We start from the raw sequence: 16,436 nt of genomic DNA on the forward strand, positions 1-16,436 counted from the left end.
ACATCTGCTGCACCAAGTCGATTTAACAACCCAGCAGCAGGTAATACTGCGATTGGAAGCATTAACGCTTTCCCAATTTTTTGCATTTGATTTAACATAATTGTTTTCCTCCCCTAATTCCTATAAATGTGGAATAATGACATTGGCGATAAACGAGCCAATAAATAACGCAACAATACTTGTAATAATAGGAACAAAACGACGTCCGCCAAAGAATGCTAACCATTCTGGCAATTTAATATTGTAAAATTTATTGTACAAAGAACCTGCTACAATTCCCATCATTAACCCACAAAGAATAAAGAAGAATTGATCTGAACCCATTGAACCAAATAATTTAATTGGAGTTGTTACTAAAAAAGGAATTTTGGGATCAATTAAAACAGAAAAGGATGCTCCAAAAACCAAGTAACCGACAGCTCCAGCTAAAGCAGAAGCGCCACTGTGATCGAAACCAATCCCAGTTGCAATAGAAATCGCAACGATTAAAGGAAAAATCAACTTAAAGGCTCCATAAATTCCAGTAAAAGCTCCGATGCCAGTTAAACTCAATCCCCAAAACAAAACAAATACTATAAGAGCCATTGCAATATAAGAAAATCCGATGCCGTATCGTTTTCCTAAGTTTTCTTTCTTCATCCTAATTCCTCCAGAATATTTATTTTTAACTACAGCGTTTCACTTTCTTGCCGTTCCCCCTTTTTAATTCAATTGAACAAAAAAATTAGGCAAGGAAAAAGGAATGAACTTGAGTGCTCATCTCTTTTTCCTTGCCTAATTAAATAGTCACAAGAAATCGTTTTCATTTATTAACTACGGTCATCTTATCAGAAATAGAAAACGCTATCAATAATAAAATCGTTATTTTATAAAAAAACAGCACCCTAATGATTAGGATGCTGTTCAAGTTCTTTAGTTCATTTTTAACGTTTGTCCTACAAAAATCGTATCGCTTGTTAAGTTATTCCACGCTTTTAAGTTTGCTACGGATACACCATTTTTATTGGCAATCGCCCATAACGAATCGCCACTTACGACTTTATACGTTTTCGATTGATTGTTATTTGTCGATGGTTGACTTGAGTTATTAGTTGAACCACCTTTGATAGTTAGTTTTTGACCAACAAAAATTGTATCGGTTGTTAACTTGTTCCAGGCTTTTAAGTTTGCCACGGATACGCCGTTTTTATTCGCAATTGCCCATAGTGAATCGCCACTTACTACTGTATACGTTCCACTTGTTGTTGAGCCACTATTCGAGTTCCCTGCTGGCGGCGTTGTTGGATTTGTTGGTGCAGTGGTTGTGCCACCTTTAATGGTTAATTTTTGTCCAACAAAAATCGTATCGGTTGTTAAGTTATTCCACGCTTTTAAATTCGCTACAGATACGCCGTTTTTATTCGCAATTGCCCATAGTGAATCGCCACTTACTACTGTATACGTTCCACTTGTTGTTGAACCATTATTATTATTCCCTGCTGGCGGTGTTGTTGGATTTGTTGGTGCAGTAGTTGTGCCACCTTTAATGGTTAATTTTTGTCCTACAAAAATCGTATCGGTTGTTAAGTTATTCCACGCTTTTAAATTCGCTACGGATACGCCATTTTTATTCGCAATTGCCCACAGTGAATCGCCACTTACTACTGTATACGTTCCAGTTGTTGAACCTGCATTGCCATTATTATTACCAGTATTTTCGGTTGGAGGTGTTGTTGGCGGAGTTACTGTACCTGTACCGCCTTTAATAGTTAATTTTTGTCCTACAAAAATCATATCACTAGATAAGTTGTTCCATGCTTTTAAGTTTGCTACAGATACACCGTTTTTATTGGCAATTCCCCATAACGAATCACCTGATTTTACTGTATAGACTGAGCTATTGCCAGGATCTGGCGTTGGGTCTGGTGTTGGTGTTGGATCTGGCGCTGGAGTAGTTGTTGAACCACCTTTGACTTTTAATTGTTGTCCAACAAAAATCGTATCTGAACTTAGGTTGTTCATTGCTTTTAAATTCGCTACAGTTAAGCCAAATTGATTGGCAATGCCCCATAATGTATCCCCTGATTTAACGACATACGTTTGAGTATTTTCATTTGAACCGCCTGTATTACCACCCGTATTGCCATTTCCGCCTGTATTTTCGTTGCCACCAGTTCCAGGGGTTGTTGTTCCGCCTCCTGTACTGCCTGTATCGTATTGAGTTAGATTATTTGATTCAATAACACGATTCAATTTTGAAGCGTAAGATGTATCTGTTGCATAACGTCCTTGTAACCAAGCTGTTGCATCACGGTAAGAAGAAGTGTTGCTCTTCCAAGCACCAGAGTAATAATTATGATTCCAACTTGGTCCACCTTTGATTACTTGTGCGTAATCTTGTAAAGATTGGTGGTAAGATGGGTATTTTCTAAAATAATCGATAATTTCATAGTAATTGCCATGGCCATCGTCTTCCAATGTTTTCATCGCTACTGATTGACCATTATAATTCCCTTTGATTCCAAATAGGTTATAGTTTGGTGCTGAAGCTAGTGCACTTCCACCCCAAGCACTTTCTAAAATAGCTTGTGCAATCATAACAGATGCGTATAAATCATTTTCATTTGCAATTTGAGTTGCTGAATCTGAAATTGAAGCGATAAATGATTGTGGCGCCATACTGCGAGCCATCATCATTGTTTCTGCCGCCGCGTAGTTTGCAACTGGCGCTTGAACTTCCGTAATATCGGCTTCTTTTACTTCCTCTTTTGAAATTGGTTCTTCACTAGCATCTGGTGTTGCTGAAGAATCTGTTACTTGAGAAGAATCAGGTGTTTCAGTCGAAGTCCCTTCAGAAGATTCGCTACTTGTTGCTGAATCTGAATTGGCTGTATCTACTGAAGAAGTATCTGTATTTGTTGACTCTACAGCTGGCGCTTGAGCTTCCGTAACAGAATCTGTACCGTTGTTTAAGTTGCTTTCGATTGTTTTTTGACTGTTTCCTGCCAATTCATTTGCACTTGCAACTGCTGAAAAAGTCGGTAAAGCTAACGTACCCATAACTAAAGTAGTGCTAACAAAAGCCATTCCTTTTTTTACGACTACGCTGTTTTCTTTAAATTGTTCATGTTTTTTGATACTTTTCTCACCTGAAATACGCTCTTTTCTTGTTGTTTCCAAAGTAAACAACCTCCCTTTTTTCTTGCTTGATGTATGTTTCTAACTTTTTTTTATTAGACATGGATTATTTTTATAAATTCAATAAGTACTCTGTACATTATATCGTTCTTTTAAATTTTTTTAAAGAAATAACGTCAATTCTTTAAATTCTTAATAAACGACATCGTTTCGTAACATTTCTTTTAATAAAACACACTAAAAAAGCTCCACATTAAAATGAGGAGCATTTTTCTTTATTAAGTATTTAAGCCATTGCTGGTTCTACTAACCAATCGTTATCCAGTAAGTGTGAAAGTTTTTTATTAAAAGGAATCCAAATCCCTGCTTGCCAAATGTCTTTAATTGATTTCCAAAAAATAGGATCTCGTTTTTGTTTTTTCGTTACATTTATTTTAAGTAATTGTCCATCTTCAGTTTCAATTGTAATAGTTGGAAATGCCACTTCTTTAATTTGTGCACAACCAATTTCATTGATTAAATTGCTATCATCAAGTAACATATTTACACGCCCTTTCCTTATCTATCCTTACTTTACCAAACATTTATTAAGTAATTGATAAGAAAGTTTGTCTTTTTCATGATTTATTTGAAATCGGTTTCTAAGTTGGAGATGCTTCTACATTTTAAGTCCAACGCCACCTCATACTTTAGTCTTGTTTTTAGCTTACTACCTTGTAATAGATAGTAGTAGCCGTTATAGTTAATTTAGAAATTACAATGGTTGGCAGGTGAAAAAATGAACACTCAATTTAAAAAAGGAGTTTTAGGTTTATGTGTACTTGTTCTATTGAAAAAGAAAGATTGTTACGGCTATGAATTAGTCGAAACGATTTCTCAACATATTGAAATATCTGAAGGGACGATCTATCCCTTATTACGAAAATTAACAACCGATGGTATGTGCACGACTTATCTTCAAGAATCTAATGAAGGTCCTAGTCGAAAATACTACCATCTCACCGATTTAGGTATTACTTATTTAGAAAAACAATTAATTGATTGGCAGCACTTTGCAGATAGTGTTGAAACTATTATTAAATTAGGAGATGATTTGAACCATGAATAAAGAACATTTTATGATTGAATTAAAGTTAAGTCTACGTGACTTATCAGAAAACGACCGTCAAGACGTAATGAGCGACTACGTTGAACACTTTGAAAACGGCTTAGCTCAAGGAAAATCAGAAGAACAAATTGCTAAAGAACTAGGAAATCCTAAGCAAATTGCCAAAGAAATTTTGGCTATGTATGGCGTAGAACCTAAAGCAAAAGGCCCTGAATTTAGCCAAGGGGATTGGGTTGCCTTTGAAGCAAACCCAGCTTATCAAGAAAATCACTATTTACCAAAAGAAAATCACGACAGTCTTTTCAAACGCCTTATAAAAGGAACTGGCTTACTTTTCTTTAATCTCATTTTTGTCTTAGCTCCTGTCCTTACAATTCTAGGGATTCTTTTTGCTGGCTGGCTTGTAGCCATCACCTTTAGTTTATTGCCTCTAGCGGGTATTTATATGTTAATTACAGCTTTTTCAACTATTGCACTTTTCCAATTCGCCCTTACAATTGTTTTTTGTGGCGTCGGATTGCTATTAATTGCACTGGGTTACCCCCTCACTATCTTATTTGCTAAATTGATGAAACGATATGTTCTTTGGAACATTTATGTTGTTTTTGGAGGTACAAATCATGAAAACTAAATTAATTAAAACATTAGTCTTTACAGGAATCAGCTTAATTGTTGTAGGTGGGTTTGCAAGTACAATCACCTATCCTAAAGCGCAAAAACTTTCAACACTCAATCTAAAAAAAGACATCCCTGTTAATGGAAATAAAACGGTAATTGTTTCAGGCGATAGCTTAAATATCCAAGTCTTAGAATCTGCTGACCAACAGGTTCACGTTGAAATCAACGGAAAAAGTCCAGTTGCAAATAAATTTGAAATTAAAACAACTGAACGTGACAATGAATTAAAAATTGATTTAAAAGAACCTGCAACCAACCGTCAAAAAGTCCGTCTATTCTTTGATTTTGAAACTAAAAATGCAACTGTTTATTTACCAAAAAACATAAAAAATACTGAAATCAATACTAAATTTGGCACTATCTCAACTGAATCATTCAACGGCGATTCCTTGACGGTTAAGAGCAACGCTGGGGATATCAACTTGACTAACTTAAAAACAAAAACGCTAAATGCAGTAAATAATTTTGGGACTATTTCCCTTGCAAACTCTGTTATTGAAGATACGAAACTCAAAACGAATGCAGGAGAAATTTCCCTTTCTCGCCTGATTGGAAAAACAACAACAATCGACGCTTCTGCTGGAGATGTTTCCCTAAATCAAGTAACGGGTAAAATCAGCGCTAAAACAAATGCAGGTGGCATTGATTTATCAAATAAAAAAATCGATCAAGCCCTTGATTTCCAAACAAATTTTGGGGACATTTCCATCGAAACAGCAACACTTCCTACAGATGCCGTCATTCAGAGCTACCTTGATTTAGGAGATTTAACCATTTTTGGAAAAAATGAACCCAACGCTCGTTTTGGAGAAGGTAAAAATCAAATTAAATTGAAAACAAATGCTGGGAATATTCAAGTAGAACAAGAACAGGATTCTGATGATTCAACAATGAATGACATGCACGATTCAAACCATATGGATGATATGGATATGGATCATATGATGGACTCAGACAAAGATTTTTAGACAATTGACCACTTTTCCGTTAAACTAAAGAAGAACTCTTTTTAAGAGTTCTTTTTTAATTTTTAAACATAAGGAGTTTTTTATGACTACAAACAAACAATCAAAGACAACCATTTGGCTTTCTTTAAGCCTTCTATCCTTTGCTATCTTTTTAAGTATGGCTGTTGGAGTCGCAACAAATGCTCATTGGTTGCATCAATTTGATCAAAGCATTACACAACTTATCCGTGATCCGATTACGAGTAGCAAATCCGCTTATTTTATTTCAATCACAACGCTTGGAAATACGTCCTCGATCATTGGGATTGCGCTTATTTTTATTATGGGATGGGCAATCTACAAGAAAAGTATTTCTTACCCTAGTTGGCTAGTGTTAAATTTAGGAATTGGATCTGGTCTCTTAAATTTTACCGTTAAACAAATTTTTAGACGCCCTCGCCCAACCATTAAACATTTAGTTGAACAAGGTGGCTTTAGTTTTCCAAGTGGCCATTCGATGGGGTCAATGATTTTATTTTCAAGTATCGCATTTCTTTTAATCATCAGTATTCGACGAACGAGCATTAAATGGATAATTGCTCTAATAGCAACTTTCCTGATTCTTTCAGTTGGCATTAGTCGTATCTATGTTGGCGTTCATTTCCCTTCTGATGTACTTGGTGGATTTGCGCTAGGATTTGCTTGGATAGCCTTTGCTATTGCCTATTTCGATAAATGGATAAACTATGTCACAACCAAATTAAAACTCAAATAAAAAAATCTCCCGAGGGAGATTTTTTTATTTGACACGTTTCTGTGTTCGTTGTTGAAAGACTAAACTGACTACAGCCAATCCCAATAGTACAAAAATGCAGATAAATAAACTTGTTATTCCGCCAAAAGACGTGACAACAATTGCCCCTAAAATAGGAGCTAACATTCTGGCAGCAGTTGCTGTTCCATTGACTAAGCCTTGGTAAAGTCCTGCTTGACCAACTGGTGCTAATTGATACGCAATTGTTGGAATAGCAGGCCAGGCAAACATTTCACCTAATGTTAGTAAAATCATTCCAAGTAAGAAGCCTGAATAGTCCGTCGCATTCATTGCAAATAAGAATGAACAGGCAAATAAGCCGATTCCAATATAAATTTGCAGACTTAATTTTTCTTTAAATCTAGCAACTAAAGGAATAATGACCACTTGCCCTAATAAAATTAAAGAACCATTGATACTCCATAAATTCCCATACTGAGCATTGCTTACGCCTTTTACATGCGTCATATATGTCGATAAATTTGACTGCCACTGCACATGAGGCAACTGACAAAAAAGATAAGTTGCCAATAGCAATGAAAAGGACAATAAGCCAATTTTAGTCGCTTTTCCACGTTTTCCATCTACAGTGTGGTGTTTCGTTTCCCCTATAACCTTTTCTGATTTCCAATCAATTTTTCTAAAATAGCAAACAAAAAATAATGCGTAAATAATTGCAAAAACAAAGGAACCTGTGTATACATTTTCCAATCCCTTTTTTGCTAATATTCCAGCTAAAAAGGGTCCAACAGCAACGCCAACATTTTGAGCCACATAAATCGTATTAAAACCTGTACGTCCTCCAGTAGGATGAGTTAAGCCAGCCGCTGTATAAAGACCTGCAAAAACCATTCCCATCGCAATACTAATAGCCCATATATTATAAATAAAAGCAGGCGAACCATGGAATAAAAACAAAGAACCTGTTGTGATTACTAAAATCCCCGTTCCAATTGCTAGTGAAATATAACCTGATAAGCGATCAAAAATGATTCCTCCAATAATACTTCCAATAATACCAATTCCCGAATTCACCAACAATACTTGGCCAGCTGCTGTATCAGACATACCCAAATTTTGTGTCATGTAAATCATATTAAAGGGCCAAATAAAAGACAAGCCCGTGTACAATAAAACCATTCCTACCGCTACAATCCATAAATCTTTTGGTAGCTTTGACTTAAAAGTCATTCCATTCACTCCTTCTTCCTTAAACTCCCTAGCTTTGTTGCCAGATAGACCTATTTAGTTTACACTATCTTTATTTCGGTTAAATGAGAATTGGATAAGAAAAATAAAATTAAACTTACTTTACTTCTATGTATAAAAAAAGCAAAAGAACAGACAAATTGTCCTTTTGCTTCCACAATTAAATAATGCTAAATTGTTTGTTTTTTAATTGAATGCAAACATCACTTTCCTTTGCAACTTCTTGCTCATGAGTGACCAATATAATGCATTTATTTTCTTTGTGAGCTAACTCTTGAAACAATCGGATAATGTCTCTTGATGTTTCTTCATCTAAATTTCCCGTTGGTTCATCCGCTACAATAAATTTTGTGTCACAACACATCGCCCGCACAATCGCAATCCGTTGCTGCTGCCCTCCTGACAAATGCATCACATTTTTTTTCGCTAAAGCTTCATCAATTCCCACTCTTTTCAGCATTTGCAATGCATAATTTTTTTTATCACGTTCCTTAGATTTTGTAATTTCCATTGCTGTCACTATATTTTCTAGTGCTGTCATATAAGGCAATAAATTGTAAGCTTGAAAAACAATCGATACTTTTTGATTGCGGAAATTGGTTAATCCCATTTTATTGATGGCTTTTCCTTCATAGAGAATTTCGCCTTCTTTAGGTTTATCTAAGCCAGATATCAATGATAAAAAAGTTGTTTTTCCTGAACCACTACTCCCTAAAATACTATAAAGGACGCCTTGATCGAATGTCAAATTAACATGTTGATATAACGGTGTCGCTCCCTTATCATACCAGTAGCCAATATTTTTAGCTGTAATCATCAAATCCCTCTTTTCTCTTATTTTTTATTACAATTACATCGTTAAAATTTTCTTAGGTTGTAAACGAATCACACCTGCTGAAGCAAGTAATACAGATAAGAAGCAGATACCCAAACCAATACCGCCTAATTTCACTAAGTCCCTCGTCGATACAAAGACATCCAATTCATCAATTTGTTTTTGTTCCGCTGAACTACTTGCTCCAAAATTGCGAACAGATTGTCCAAAGCCGCCGCCACCAGGTCCACCACCAGCATCATTTCCTGGGCCTTTTCCATTTGATTCCGTTGCAGTCGTTTCACTACTTGCCGTTGTTTGTTGATCTAACAATTGTTGACCAACCACATTTCCTACATACTTCCCACTCACACCAGCAATTCCCATCGCAAGTATAAAAATTAGCAATATCTCAATAAAAAATTGGGCCATTAATTTCCAACGTTTTTCACCTAATGATAAAAGAACCCCCATTTCATATTTACGTTCGCGAATCGTCATCATAATAATTAAGGCTAAAATAATGACCCCAGCAACTGAAACTAAAATGACAATTTTTTTAGCAAAGCTTGATACATTTTCAATGGGTTGAATCATTTGTTCATATACAGCTGTATCTGTTTGCAACGCATACGTGTCCATATCTAAGCCGGTTTTTTCAGCCGCTTTTACAAAATTAGCCACATTTTCAGGGTCATCTAATTGGTACACAACAGAATCAACTGCATTCGCGTACGTGTCCCCTTTTAACGTATTGGCAAATGTATACGGAACATATAATTGATTTGATGCATTTAGAAAACTAAAGTTAGAGGCCATCGCATCATCACTAGCTGTTGTAGTATAAATCCCTTGAATCGTTAACTCATAAGTTTTTGTGCTATCCGTAGGGTTAGAAATGGTCACTTTATCGCCTACAGATAAACTATTGGCTTCAGCTAAACTTTGTTCTAACAAGACAACATTTTGATCCTTATCTTTTTCTGTGATGGCCTCTCCTTCTACTAATTTATTCGTGCCGTCTGTGAAGCCACTTAACGTTTCAGTCGACAAAATACCCATCACACTTAAATCACCCTGCGCATTTCCTTTACCAAATGGATTTCCGCCCTCTTCAGACCCACCAGGTCCACCTTGATTAGTGCTTTCTTCACTTGTTGTATCCGTTGTATCTGTTGACGTAATCGGATCAAAGGATTCCGCACCAGCCGATGTCGTTGAAATAAAATTATAAGAAGCTACATGATCTAGGGCTGCAATTTTTTTAGCTGCTTCTAAATCAACAGGTGTCGATTGATACGATCCAGGATCAGGTCTTTTCCCTCCTTCGTCTTCCGCACTACTTGAATCCGTATTTTCAGTTGGTTTTTGAAGTGTTTTTTCTCGATCAACAGCTAAAGTAACCGATCCTCCCATTGATTTTCGAGCTTCTTCTGTCGCTTTGTTAGAAGCGCTTTGAATGGTGATACCTGCTAATACAAAAATCAAAATAACAGAAAACACTAATAATAATAAAAATGAGCGGCCTTTCTTTGCTTTAGTACTTAAAAACGCACGTTTAATAAAGTTCATTTAAAATCCTCCTTGTCTATACGTTGTACAACCTTCTTTGTGTTTCGATTGTCATAAGAAGATTATGCCTAATCAACCTTAAATGAACCTTAAAAATTTTATCGTAATTTTAGTCACATATTAGCCTATTCATGTTACACTAAAAAACGAGGTGAAAAATATGACTACATTTCAATATACGAAAGATCCAAACAAGCGTTACCATACTTGGAATTACGCTTTACGCCAACAATTTGGTGAAAAAGTTTTTAAAGTTCCACTAGACGGTGGATTTGATTGCCCTAATCGTGATGGCACGGTGGCACATGGTGGTTGTACTTTTTGCAGTGTTTCTGGGTCTGGTGATTTTGCAGGTGACCGCATCGATCCCCTGCCGATTCAATTTCAAAAAGAAGTTCAAATGATGCATCAAAAATGGCCAAACGTAACCAAATACATTGCCTATTTTCAAAATTTTACGAATACTCACGCCCCTGTCGAAGAACTGCGTCACAAATTTGAACAAGTGGTCAACGAACAAGGGGTCGTTGGAATTCAGATTGCCACACGCCCAGATTGCTTACCAGATGATGTAGTTGATTATCTAGCCGAACTCAATCAACGCTATTATTTATGGGTAGAGCTTGGTTTACAAACCATTCATGAAGAGACGAGTCAATTGATCAATCGTGCACATGACTATCAAACCTATTTGACAGGTGTCGAAAAGTTACGCAAACATAACATTAATGTCTGTACTCATTTAATTAACGGATTGCCTGGTGAATCCGTCGAGATGATGTTAGAAAGTACCCGCCGAATGATTCTAGACTCCGATATTCAAGGAGTTAAACTTCATCTATTGCATTTAATGAAAAACACAAAAATGGTTCGAGATTATCATGAAGGCCGTTTAGAATTAATGGATCAAGATACTTATGTACATCTAATTTGCGATCAATTAGAGATGATTCCTCCTGAAATTATTATTCACCGCCTAACAGGAGATGCACCTCGTGACACAATCATCGGTCCAATGTGGAGTTTAAAAAAATGGGAAGTTCTTAATGCAATCGATCATGAAATGAAGCAACGAAATACTTTCCAAGGAGCCAAAAATAGTCGAAACTAAGGAGGAAATCTCATGCTAAAACGAGCAATGGACTATAGTCATCAACTGTTAAAGGAAGTCATCACAACAGGTGATAAGGTGGTAGATGCAACGGTTGGCAATGGCGGCGATACTGTTTTACTTGCTACCTTAGTAGGAGAATCAGGGGTTGTCTACGGATTTGATATTCAAAAGCAAGCCATCGAAACAACTAAACAAAAATTACTGCTAACAGGTCTGTCTCAGCAAGTTCAATTATTTCAACAAGGACACGAAACCGTTGGGGATGTTCTCCCTGAAAGCGAAGAAATCAGTGCTGCAATCTTTAATTTAGGCTATTTGCCTCAAAGCGATAAATCAATCATTACAAAGGGTGAAACAACTTTAACAGCAATCCAGTCATTGCTGCCTCATTTACGCAAAGGAGGCCGTTTGATTCTCGTTGTCTATTACGGTCACGATGGTGGACTAACTGAAAAAGAAGCCGTTTTAGAATATGTCACCACACTTCCACAAGAAGAATGCAATGTCTTACGCTATGAATTTATTAATCAAAAAAATGATCCCCCTTTTGTAATTGCAATTGAAAAAAAATAAAAAAGTCGTTGCCTCCTTTTTAAAAGGAGAGCAACGACTTTTTTAAATTTTAGGCATTTTTTTGTGATCAAATTGATTGATAACAAAGGCTAAAATTACTGCGATAAAGGCTCCAAGGAACACTCCTTGTAATCCATCAAATAAAATTTCTCTTAAAGTAGGCAAGATTTTTGGATCTAAGCTAACTGCCGTTAATGGATTAATTAATTTATTCATCATTTTTTCATTAATACCGCTCACTGTTTCAGCTGAAATATGTTTGGCAATATTGCTATTTAAAATAATGCCATAAATTGAAATCATAATGGTTTGCCCTAAAATTCTAAACAAGGTGTTTGATGATGTTGCTACACCAATTTGATTTTTAGGCACTACATTTTGGGCGGTAACCGTAGTGGTGGTAATGGTAATTCCCATCCCAATCCCAATAATCGCTGTCACTAGTAAGAAGAGGACAAATGGTGCTGAAATTGGCAATAACAACATAAAGGCTCCACTAAATGCGACAATAATTAGACTTCCTGTTAATATCCATTTCACAGGGTATTTCAAAATAACACGTCCCGCAATAAAAGAACCCATTACCCATGTTAAAGACATTGGTGTAATAGCAAATCCTCCCATCGCCGCTTTCATTCCTAAAATCCCTTGCATCCACATTGGAATATAAACATCAACTGCGATTAAGAAACCACTCACCAATGCTGCAACCACGTTTTGAATGACAAAAGTTCGATTGTTAAACAAACTTAATGGGATAATTGGATCTGCTGCACGCTTTTCAGCAACTACAAACAAAGCAAACATGATAATTGAAACTAGAAAAGCACCAATTAGCTTAAGCGAAATACTCGGATTTTCTCCTAAAATTTGGAAGCCATAAAGTAAAAACAATAACGCTCCCATTAAGGTTAAACACCCAAAATAGTCAATTGGTTTTTTCTCAAAATGATATTCTTCATGTAAAAATAAACTCACTAATAAAATGGTTAATAACCCTACTGGAACATTAATATAAAAAATCCAATGCCAGCTCAAGTGATCTACAATAAAACCACCTAATAAAGGACCAAATATCCCTGCTACTCCCCATGCTGCACCGTTCATTCCTAAAACTTTAGCACGTTTTTCATAAGGGTAGATATCCGCAATAATGGTAAATGCAACTGGCATAATCGCCCCTGCTCCAATTCCTTGAATTGCTCTAAAGATAATTAATTGCGTCATGGTTTGAGAAAGTCCACATAACGCTGACCCCATAATAAAGATAATTGCTCCAATAATAAAAATTGGCTTACGCCCAATCATATCTGATAATTTACCATAAACAGGTGTCATCATAGCACTTGTTAATAAATAAATTGAAAATACCCAGTTCATTAATGCCATGCCTTCAAGACTTCCAATAATTGTCGGCATCGCAGTTGAGACAATCGTACCTTCAACAGCTGTCATAAAGGTCGCAACAAAAATAGCAATTGTTACCAACACAACATTTGTTTGTTTTTTACTTTTCTCCATTTTTACCCTTCTTTCTTTTAAAAATTAAACTTAGAACAACGTAGAAAAAGATTTCGTTCTCTAAAGCTCTAATAAACTTAATTTTTTTTGCAAAAAACAGCCTCTATCCTTTTGCCTGATAGAGACCGCCTCTTTATTACTTATTCCGTAACGCTTGCTTTTAATGCATCGATTTTATCTAACTGTTCCCATGGCAATTCAATGTCTGTTCGACCAAAATGACCATAAGCTGCAGTTTGTTGATAAATAGGTCTTCTTAAATCAAGCATCTCAATGATTCCAGCTGGACGTAAATCAAAGTTTTTACGAACGGCTTCTATCAACTTGCTTTCTAAGACTTTTCCAGTACCAAAGGTATCAATTGCAATGGATACAGGCTGAGCGACTCCAATCGCATAGGCTAATTGAACTTCACATTTATCAGCCAATTTCGCTGCAACAATATTTTTAGCAATGTAACGTGCTGCATAGCTGGCCGAGCGATCTACTTTTGTTGGATCTTTCCCAGAAAATGCTCCTCCACCATGACGCGCATAACCGCCATAGGTGTCAACAATGATTTTTCGACCTGTTAAACCAGAATCGCCTTGAGGTCCACCAATGACAAAGCGTCCCGTTGGGTTAATAAAATATTTCGTTTCATTGTCTAGCAATTCAGGTGGAATAACAGCCTTGATAACGTGTTCCTTAATGTCAGACTGTAATTCCTCCAAAGTCGTATCTGGGTGGTGCTGCGTGCTGATAACGATTGTATCCACACGTAATGGCAATCCCTTTTCATCATATTCAATTGTAACCTGAGATTTTGCATCCGGTCGCAAGTAATTTAATAATCCTTCTTTTCTAACATCCGCTAATCGTTTCGTTAAACGATGGCTTAGCGCAATTGGTAAGGGCATTAATTCTGGTGTTTCATTAATGGCAAACCCAAACATTAACCCTTGATCTCCTGCTCCGATTTGATCTAATGCATCTTCATCCTTCGATTTAAACTCTAAAGAATCATCTACACCTTGAGCAATATCACTTGATTGCTCATCGATTGCTACCATTACAGCACAAGTATCGGCATCGAAACCAAATTTTGCTCTCGTATAACCGATTTTGCGAATTGTCTCCCTGACAACTTTTTGGATATCTACATATGTTGTGGTAGAAATCTCTCCAACAACCAGCACTAATCCAGTTGTTACCGTTGTTTCACACGCTACACGTGCCAGCGGATCTTTCGCTAAAATTGCATCCAAAATCCCATCGCTGATTTGATCGGCGATTTTATCCGGATGTCCCTCTGATACAGACTCAGAAGTAAAAAGTCGTCTTTCTGTCATAATAATTGTTCCCCCTTTGATAGTTTCGGTTACAAGGCTTCTTCACAAATGTGAATCCTTTCGGGAATCCAGTAACTATGTCATTATAACAGATTTCTTTCTTTTTTTCTTCCTTATTTTACTCATTAATAAAAATCCAACAAAAAGAAGATTGACTTATCTTTAAACTTACCTTACCATAAACATACATTCATAATATAAAAGGCAGATGACCTATGTTAAAAAAAATACTAATTGGCTTTGTTCAATTTTATCAAAAATTTATATCGCCGATGTTTCCTCCAAGTTGTCGTTATACTCCAACTTGTTCAAGCTATATGATACAATCCATCGAACGTTTTGGTGCAATTAAAGGAACTGGAATGGGAATTTGGCGAATTTTACGTTGCCATCCATTTGTTAAAGGTGGCTACGACCCTGTTCCCGAGAAAAAAAATCATCACCATTGATTAATTTAAACTCTTTTTACTGTATACTCCTTCTTTTTTTGGTAAAATAGAAGGAACCTACTTAAAAGGAGTTTTTTTCGTTGATTCAAATGACACAACAGACTATGCGTAAACTATTTTTCAATCCACTATTTCTTATTTTTGTATCTCCCTTAACTTTAATTTTATTGGGAACCGTACTTTCTATTCAATATAGTAGCATCACAATTACTTCCTTTTTACTACTTTATCTATTTGTTCTTTTGAACCAATTTCTAGAAAAAATACTTGCCTATCACAAAAAAGAAAAACAAAAATTAAGACTACTTCCTATTATTCTTTTCGAACTTTTAAATGTACTAAGTATTCTTTATCTAACACTTTCTAGTAATTTTTTAATTGGTATTTTATTACTGCTTTACAGTTTAGTTATACATCTTCAATACATTCCGTATAATCTAAGCTTAAGCCTTTATTCTTTAATTTTAACTACCCTTTTTAAAGGAGGAATTTTAACTTACCTCAGTTTTTATATTCAAACAGGTTTCATTTCTAGAGAACTTTACTTTTGGAGTTTTCCATTAATAGCTTTATATGCATTTATTGGTTATTATAAACAATTACTTGAACTCAACATAGAATCCCGCTATCTTGCAAAAAAAGACTTCCTAACGTTGAATGTACTCTTACTCAGTATCTATATAGTTCCCTTTTTAAGTCTTTATGTACCTCACTACATTGAAAATTGGATTTTTCTCTTATTGCTAAGTAGCCCACTAGCTATTACACTCATACTTCTATTAAAAGAAAAAAAAGCGGCATATTCTACTAGCATTAAAATGAAACAGATCAATTTATTTCAAATAGTATTTATTAGTTTACTCAGTATTATAGCTCTTATTAAAGTACTTTCATCTAATTAAAAATAAACTACCCAAAAAGCATTATTGAGAATTTTCTCTTTTATGCTTTTTTAAGTAGTTTATTTTATAAAAAAAAAGCCTTCTGATTAACAGAAGACTCAATGACCCGTACGGGAATCGAACCCGTGATACCGCCGTGAAAGGGCGGTGTCTTAACCGCTTGACCAACGGGCCTTTTTATTAAAATTAAAAATACGGAGAAGGAGGGATTTGAACCCTCGCGCCGCGTTAACGACCTACACCCTTAGCAGGGGCGCCTCTTCAGCCACTTGAGTACTTCCCCAATC

The 16,436-nt window shown here is 35.9% G+C and carries 16 protein-coding genes, 2 tRNA genes, 1 pseudogene and 1 riboswitch; of the genes and pseudogenes, 8 read left to right on the forward strand and 11 right to left on the reverse strand.

Annotation, left to right across the window (positions count from 1 at the left end; translation table 11 throughout):
- The 4 genes and pseudogenes from CDIMF43_RS13925 to CDIMF43_RS11250 all read right to left on the reverse strand — a co-directional run.
- A pseudogene (locus tag CDIMF43_RS13925) lies at positions 1-98 on the reverse strand (PTS transporter subunit EIIC); the annotation flags it as partial.
- Positions 99-120: 22 nt separating this feature from the next.
- A complete protein-coding gene (locus CDIMF43_RS11240) occupies positions 121-639 on the reverse strand; it encodes a PTS transporter subunit EIIC (protein ID WP_074402446.1) in 519 nt (172 codons plus the stop codon).
- 273 nt (positions 640-912) lie between these two features.
- Entirely contained in the window at positions 913-3,159 is a 2,247-nt protein-coding gene (locus CDIMF43_RS11245; protein ID WP_109842018.1) for a LysM peptidoglycan-binding domain-containing protein, read from the reverse strand.
- A 244-nt stretch (positions 3,160-3,403) separates the two neighbouring features.
- The gene (locus CDIMF43_RS11250; protein WP_034568628.1) at positions 3,404-3,658 is read right to left on the reverse strand and encodes a hypothetical protein; all 255 of its coding nucleotides are present in this window, start codon (positions 3,656-3,658) and stop codon (positions 3,404-3,406) included.
- A 237-nt stretch (positions 3,659-3,895) separates the two neighbouring features.
- On the opposite strand from CDIMF43_RS11250, the gene CDIMF43_RS11255 reads away from it, so the two are divergent.
- From CDIMF43_RS11255 to CDIMF43_RS11270, 4 genes are all read left to right on the forward strand, one after another.
- A complete protein-coding gene (locus tag CDIMF43_RS11255) occupies positions 3,896-4,225 on the forward strand; it encodes a PadR family transcriptional regulator (protein ID WP_074402447.1) in 330 nt (109 codons plus the stop codon).
- Positions 4,218-4,856, forward strand: coding sequence for a DUF1700 domain-containing protein (locus CDIMF43_RS11260; protein WP_109842019.1), 639 nt, complete (start codon positions 4,218-4,220; stop codon positions 4,854-4,856). Before CDIMF43_RS11255 ends, CDIMF43_RS11260 begins: the two co-directional genes overlap by 8 nt.
- On the forward strand, positions 4,846-5,871 hold the full coding sequence (locus tag CDIMF43_RS11265) for a DUF4097 family beta strand repeat-containing protein (RefSeq protein WP_162532940.1): 1,026 nt from the start codon (positions 4,846-4,848) through the stop codon (positions 5,869-5,871). Before CDIMF43_RS11260 ends, CDIMF43_RS11265 begins: the two co-directional genes overlap by 11 nt.
- Positions 5,872-5,953: 82 nt before the next feature.
- Positions 5,954-6,625 carry a phosphatase PAP2 family protein gene (locus CDIMF43_RS11270; protein WP_109842021.1) on the forward strand — a complete coding sequence of 224 codons (672 nt, stop codon included), beginning with the start codon at positions 5,954-5,956 and terminating at the stop codon, positions 6,623-6,625.
- A gap of 24 nt (positions 6,626-6,649) precedes the next feature.
- Here the strand turns inward: CDIMF43_RS11270 and CDIMF43_RS11275 are convergent, their stop codons facing one another.
- The 3 genes from CDIMF43_RS11275 to CDIMF43_RS11285 all read right to left on the reverse strand — a co-directional run bounded on the left by CDIMF43_RS11275 (position 6,650) and on the right by CDIMF43_RS11285 (position 10,259).
- The gene (locus CDIMF43_RS11275) at positions 6,650-7,855 is read right to left on the reverse strand and encodes an MDR family MFS transporter (RefSeq protein WP_109842022.1); all 1,206 of its coding nucleotides are present in this window, start codon (positions 7,853-7,855) and stop codon (positions 6,650-6,652) included.
- A 178-nt stretch (positions 7,856-8,033) separates the two neighbouring features.
- Entirely contained in the window at positions 8,034-8,690 is a 657-nt protein-coding gene (locus tag CDIMF43_RS11280) for an ABC transporter ATP-binding protein (protein WP_109842023.1), read from the reverse strand.
- A gap of 33 nt (positions 8,691-8,723) precedes the next feature.
- Entirely contained in the window at positions 8,724-10,259 is a 1,536-nt protein-coding gene (locus CDIMF43_RS11285; RefSeq protein WP_109842024.1) for an ABC transporter permease, read from the reverse strand.
- A 160-nt stretch (positions 10,260-10,419) separates the two neighbouring features.
- Here CDIMF43_RS11285 and mnmL point away from each other — a divergent pair, with 160 nt between their 5' ends.
- Both mnmL and mnmM read left to right on the forward strand, forming a co-directional pair.
- On the forward strand, positions 10,420-11,370 hold the full coding sequence (gene mnmL, locus CDIMF43_RS11290) for a tRNA modification radical SAM protein MnmL/YtqA (protein ID WP_109842025.1): 951 nt from the start codon (positions 10,420-10,422) through the stop codon (positions 11,368-11,370).
- A gap of 12 nt (positions 11,371-11,382) precedes the next feature.
- Positions 11,383-11,946: a tRNA 5-(aminomethyl)-2-thiouridylate-methyltransferase MnmM gene (gene mnmM, locus CDIMF43_RS11295; protein WP_109842026.1), complete on the forward strand. Its 564-nt coding sequence runs from the start codon at positions 11,383-11,385 to the stop codon at positions 11,944-11,946.
- Between the two features lie 42 nt (positions 11,947-11,988).
- Here mnmM and CDIMF43_RS11300 read toward each other — a convergent pair whose 3' ends face one another.
- Complete coding sequence (locus tag CDIMF43_RS11300; protein ID WP_034568614.1) at positions 11,989-13,467, reverse strand: MDR family MFS transporter; 1,479 nt, start codon at positions 13,465-13,467, stop codon at positions 11,989-11,991.
- Positions 13,468-13,607: 140 nt separating this feature from the next.
- Positions 13,608-14,798, reverse strand: coding sequence for a methionine adenosyltransferase (gene metK, locus CDIMF43_RS11305; protein WP_109842027.1), 1,191 nt, complete (start codon positions 14,796-14,798; stop codon positions 13,608-13,610).
- Positions 14,796-14,878, reverse strand: a riboswitch (SMK box riboswitch). It overlaps the preceding gene by 3 nt.
- Before the next feature lie 135 nt (positions 14,879-15,013).
- Here metK and yidD point away from each other — a divergent pair.
- Both yidD and CDIMF43_RS11315 read left to right on the forward strand, forming a co-directional pair.
- The gene (gene yidD / locus CDIMF43_RS11310) at positions 15,014-15,247 is read left to right on the forward strand and encodes a membrane protein insertion efficiency factor YidD (protein ID WP_074402435.1); all 234 of its coding nucleotides are present in this window, start codon (positions 15,014-15,016) and stop codon (positions 15,245-15,247) included.
- Positions 15,248-15,327: 80 nt separating this feature from the next.
- Positions 15,328-16,149: a hypothetical protein gene (locus CDIMF43_RS11315; RefSeq protein WP_109842028.1), complete on the forward strand. Its 822-nt coding sequence runs from the start codon at positions 15,328-15,330 to the stop codon at positions 16,147-16,149.
- Between the two features lie 102 nt (positions 16,150-16,251).
- On the opposite strand, the gene CDIMF43_RS11320 is transcribed toward CDIMF43_RS11315, so the two are convergent.
- Positions 16,252-16,323: transfer RNA gene (locus tag CDIMF43_RS11320), tRNA-Glu, on the reverse strand.
- Positions 16,324-16,344: 21 nt separating this feature from the next.
- Positions 16,345-16,432, reverse strand: a tRNA-Ser gene (locus CDIMF43_RS11325).
- Positions 16,433-16,436: the final 4 nt, after the last annotated feature.

This window comes from Carnobacterium divergens (assembly GCF_900258435.1).
Lineage (GTDB): Bacteria > Bacillota > Bacilli > Lactobacillales > Carnobacteriaceae > Carnobacterium > Carnobacterium divergens_A.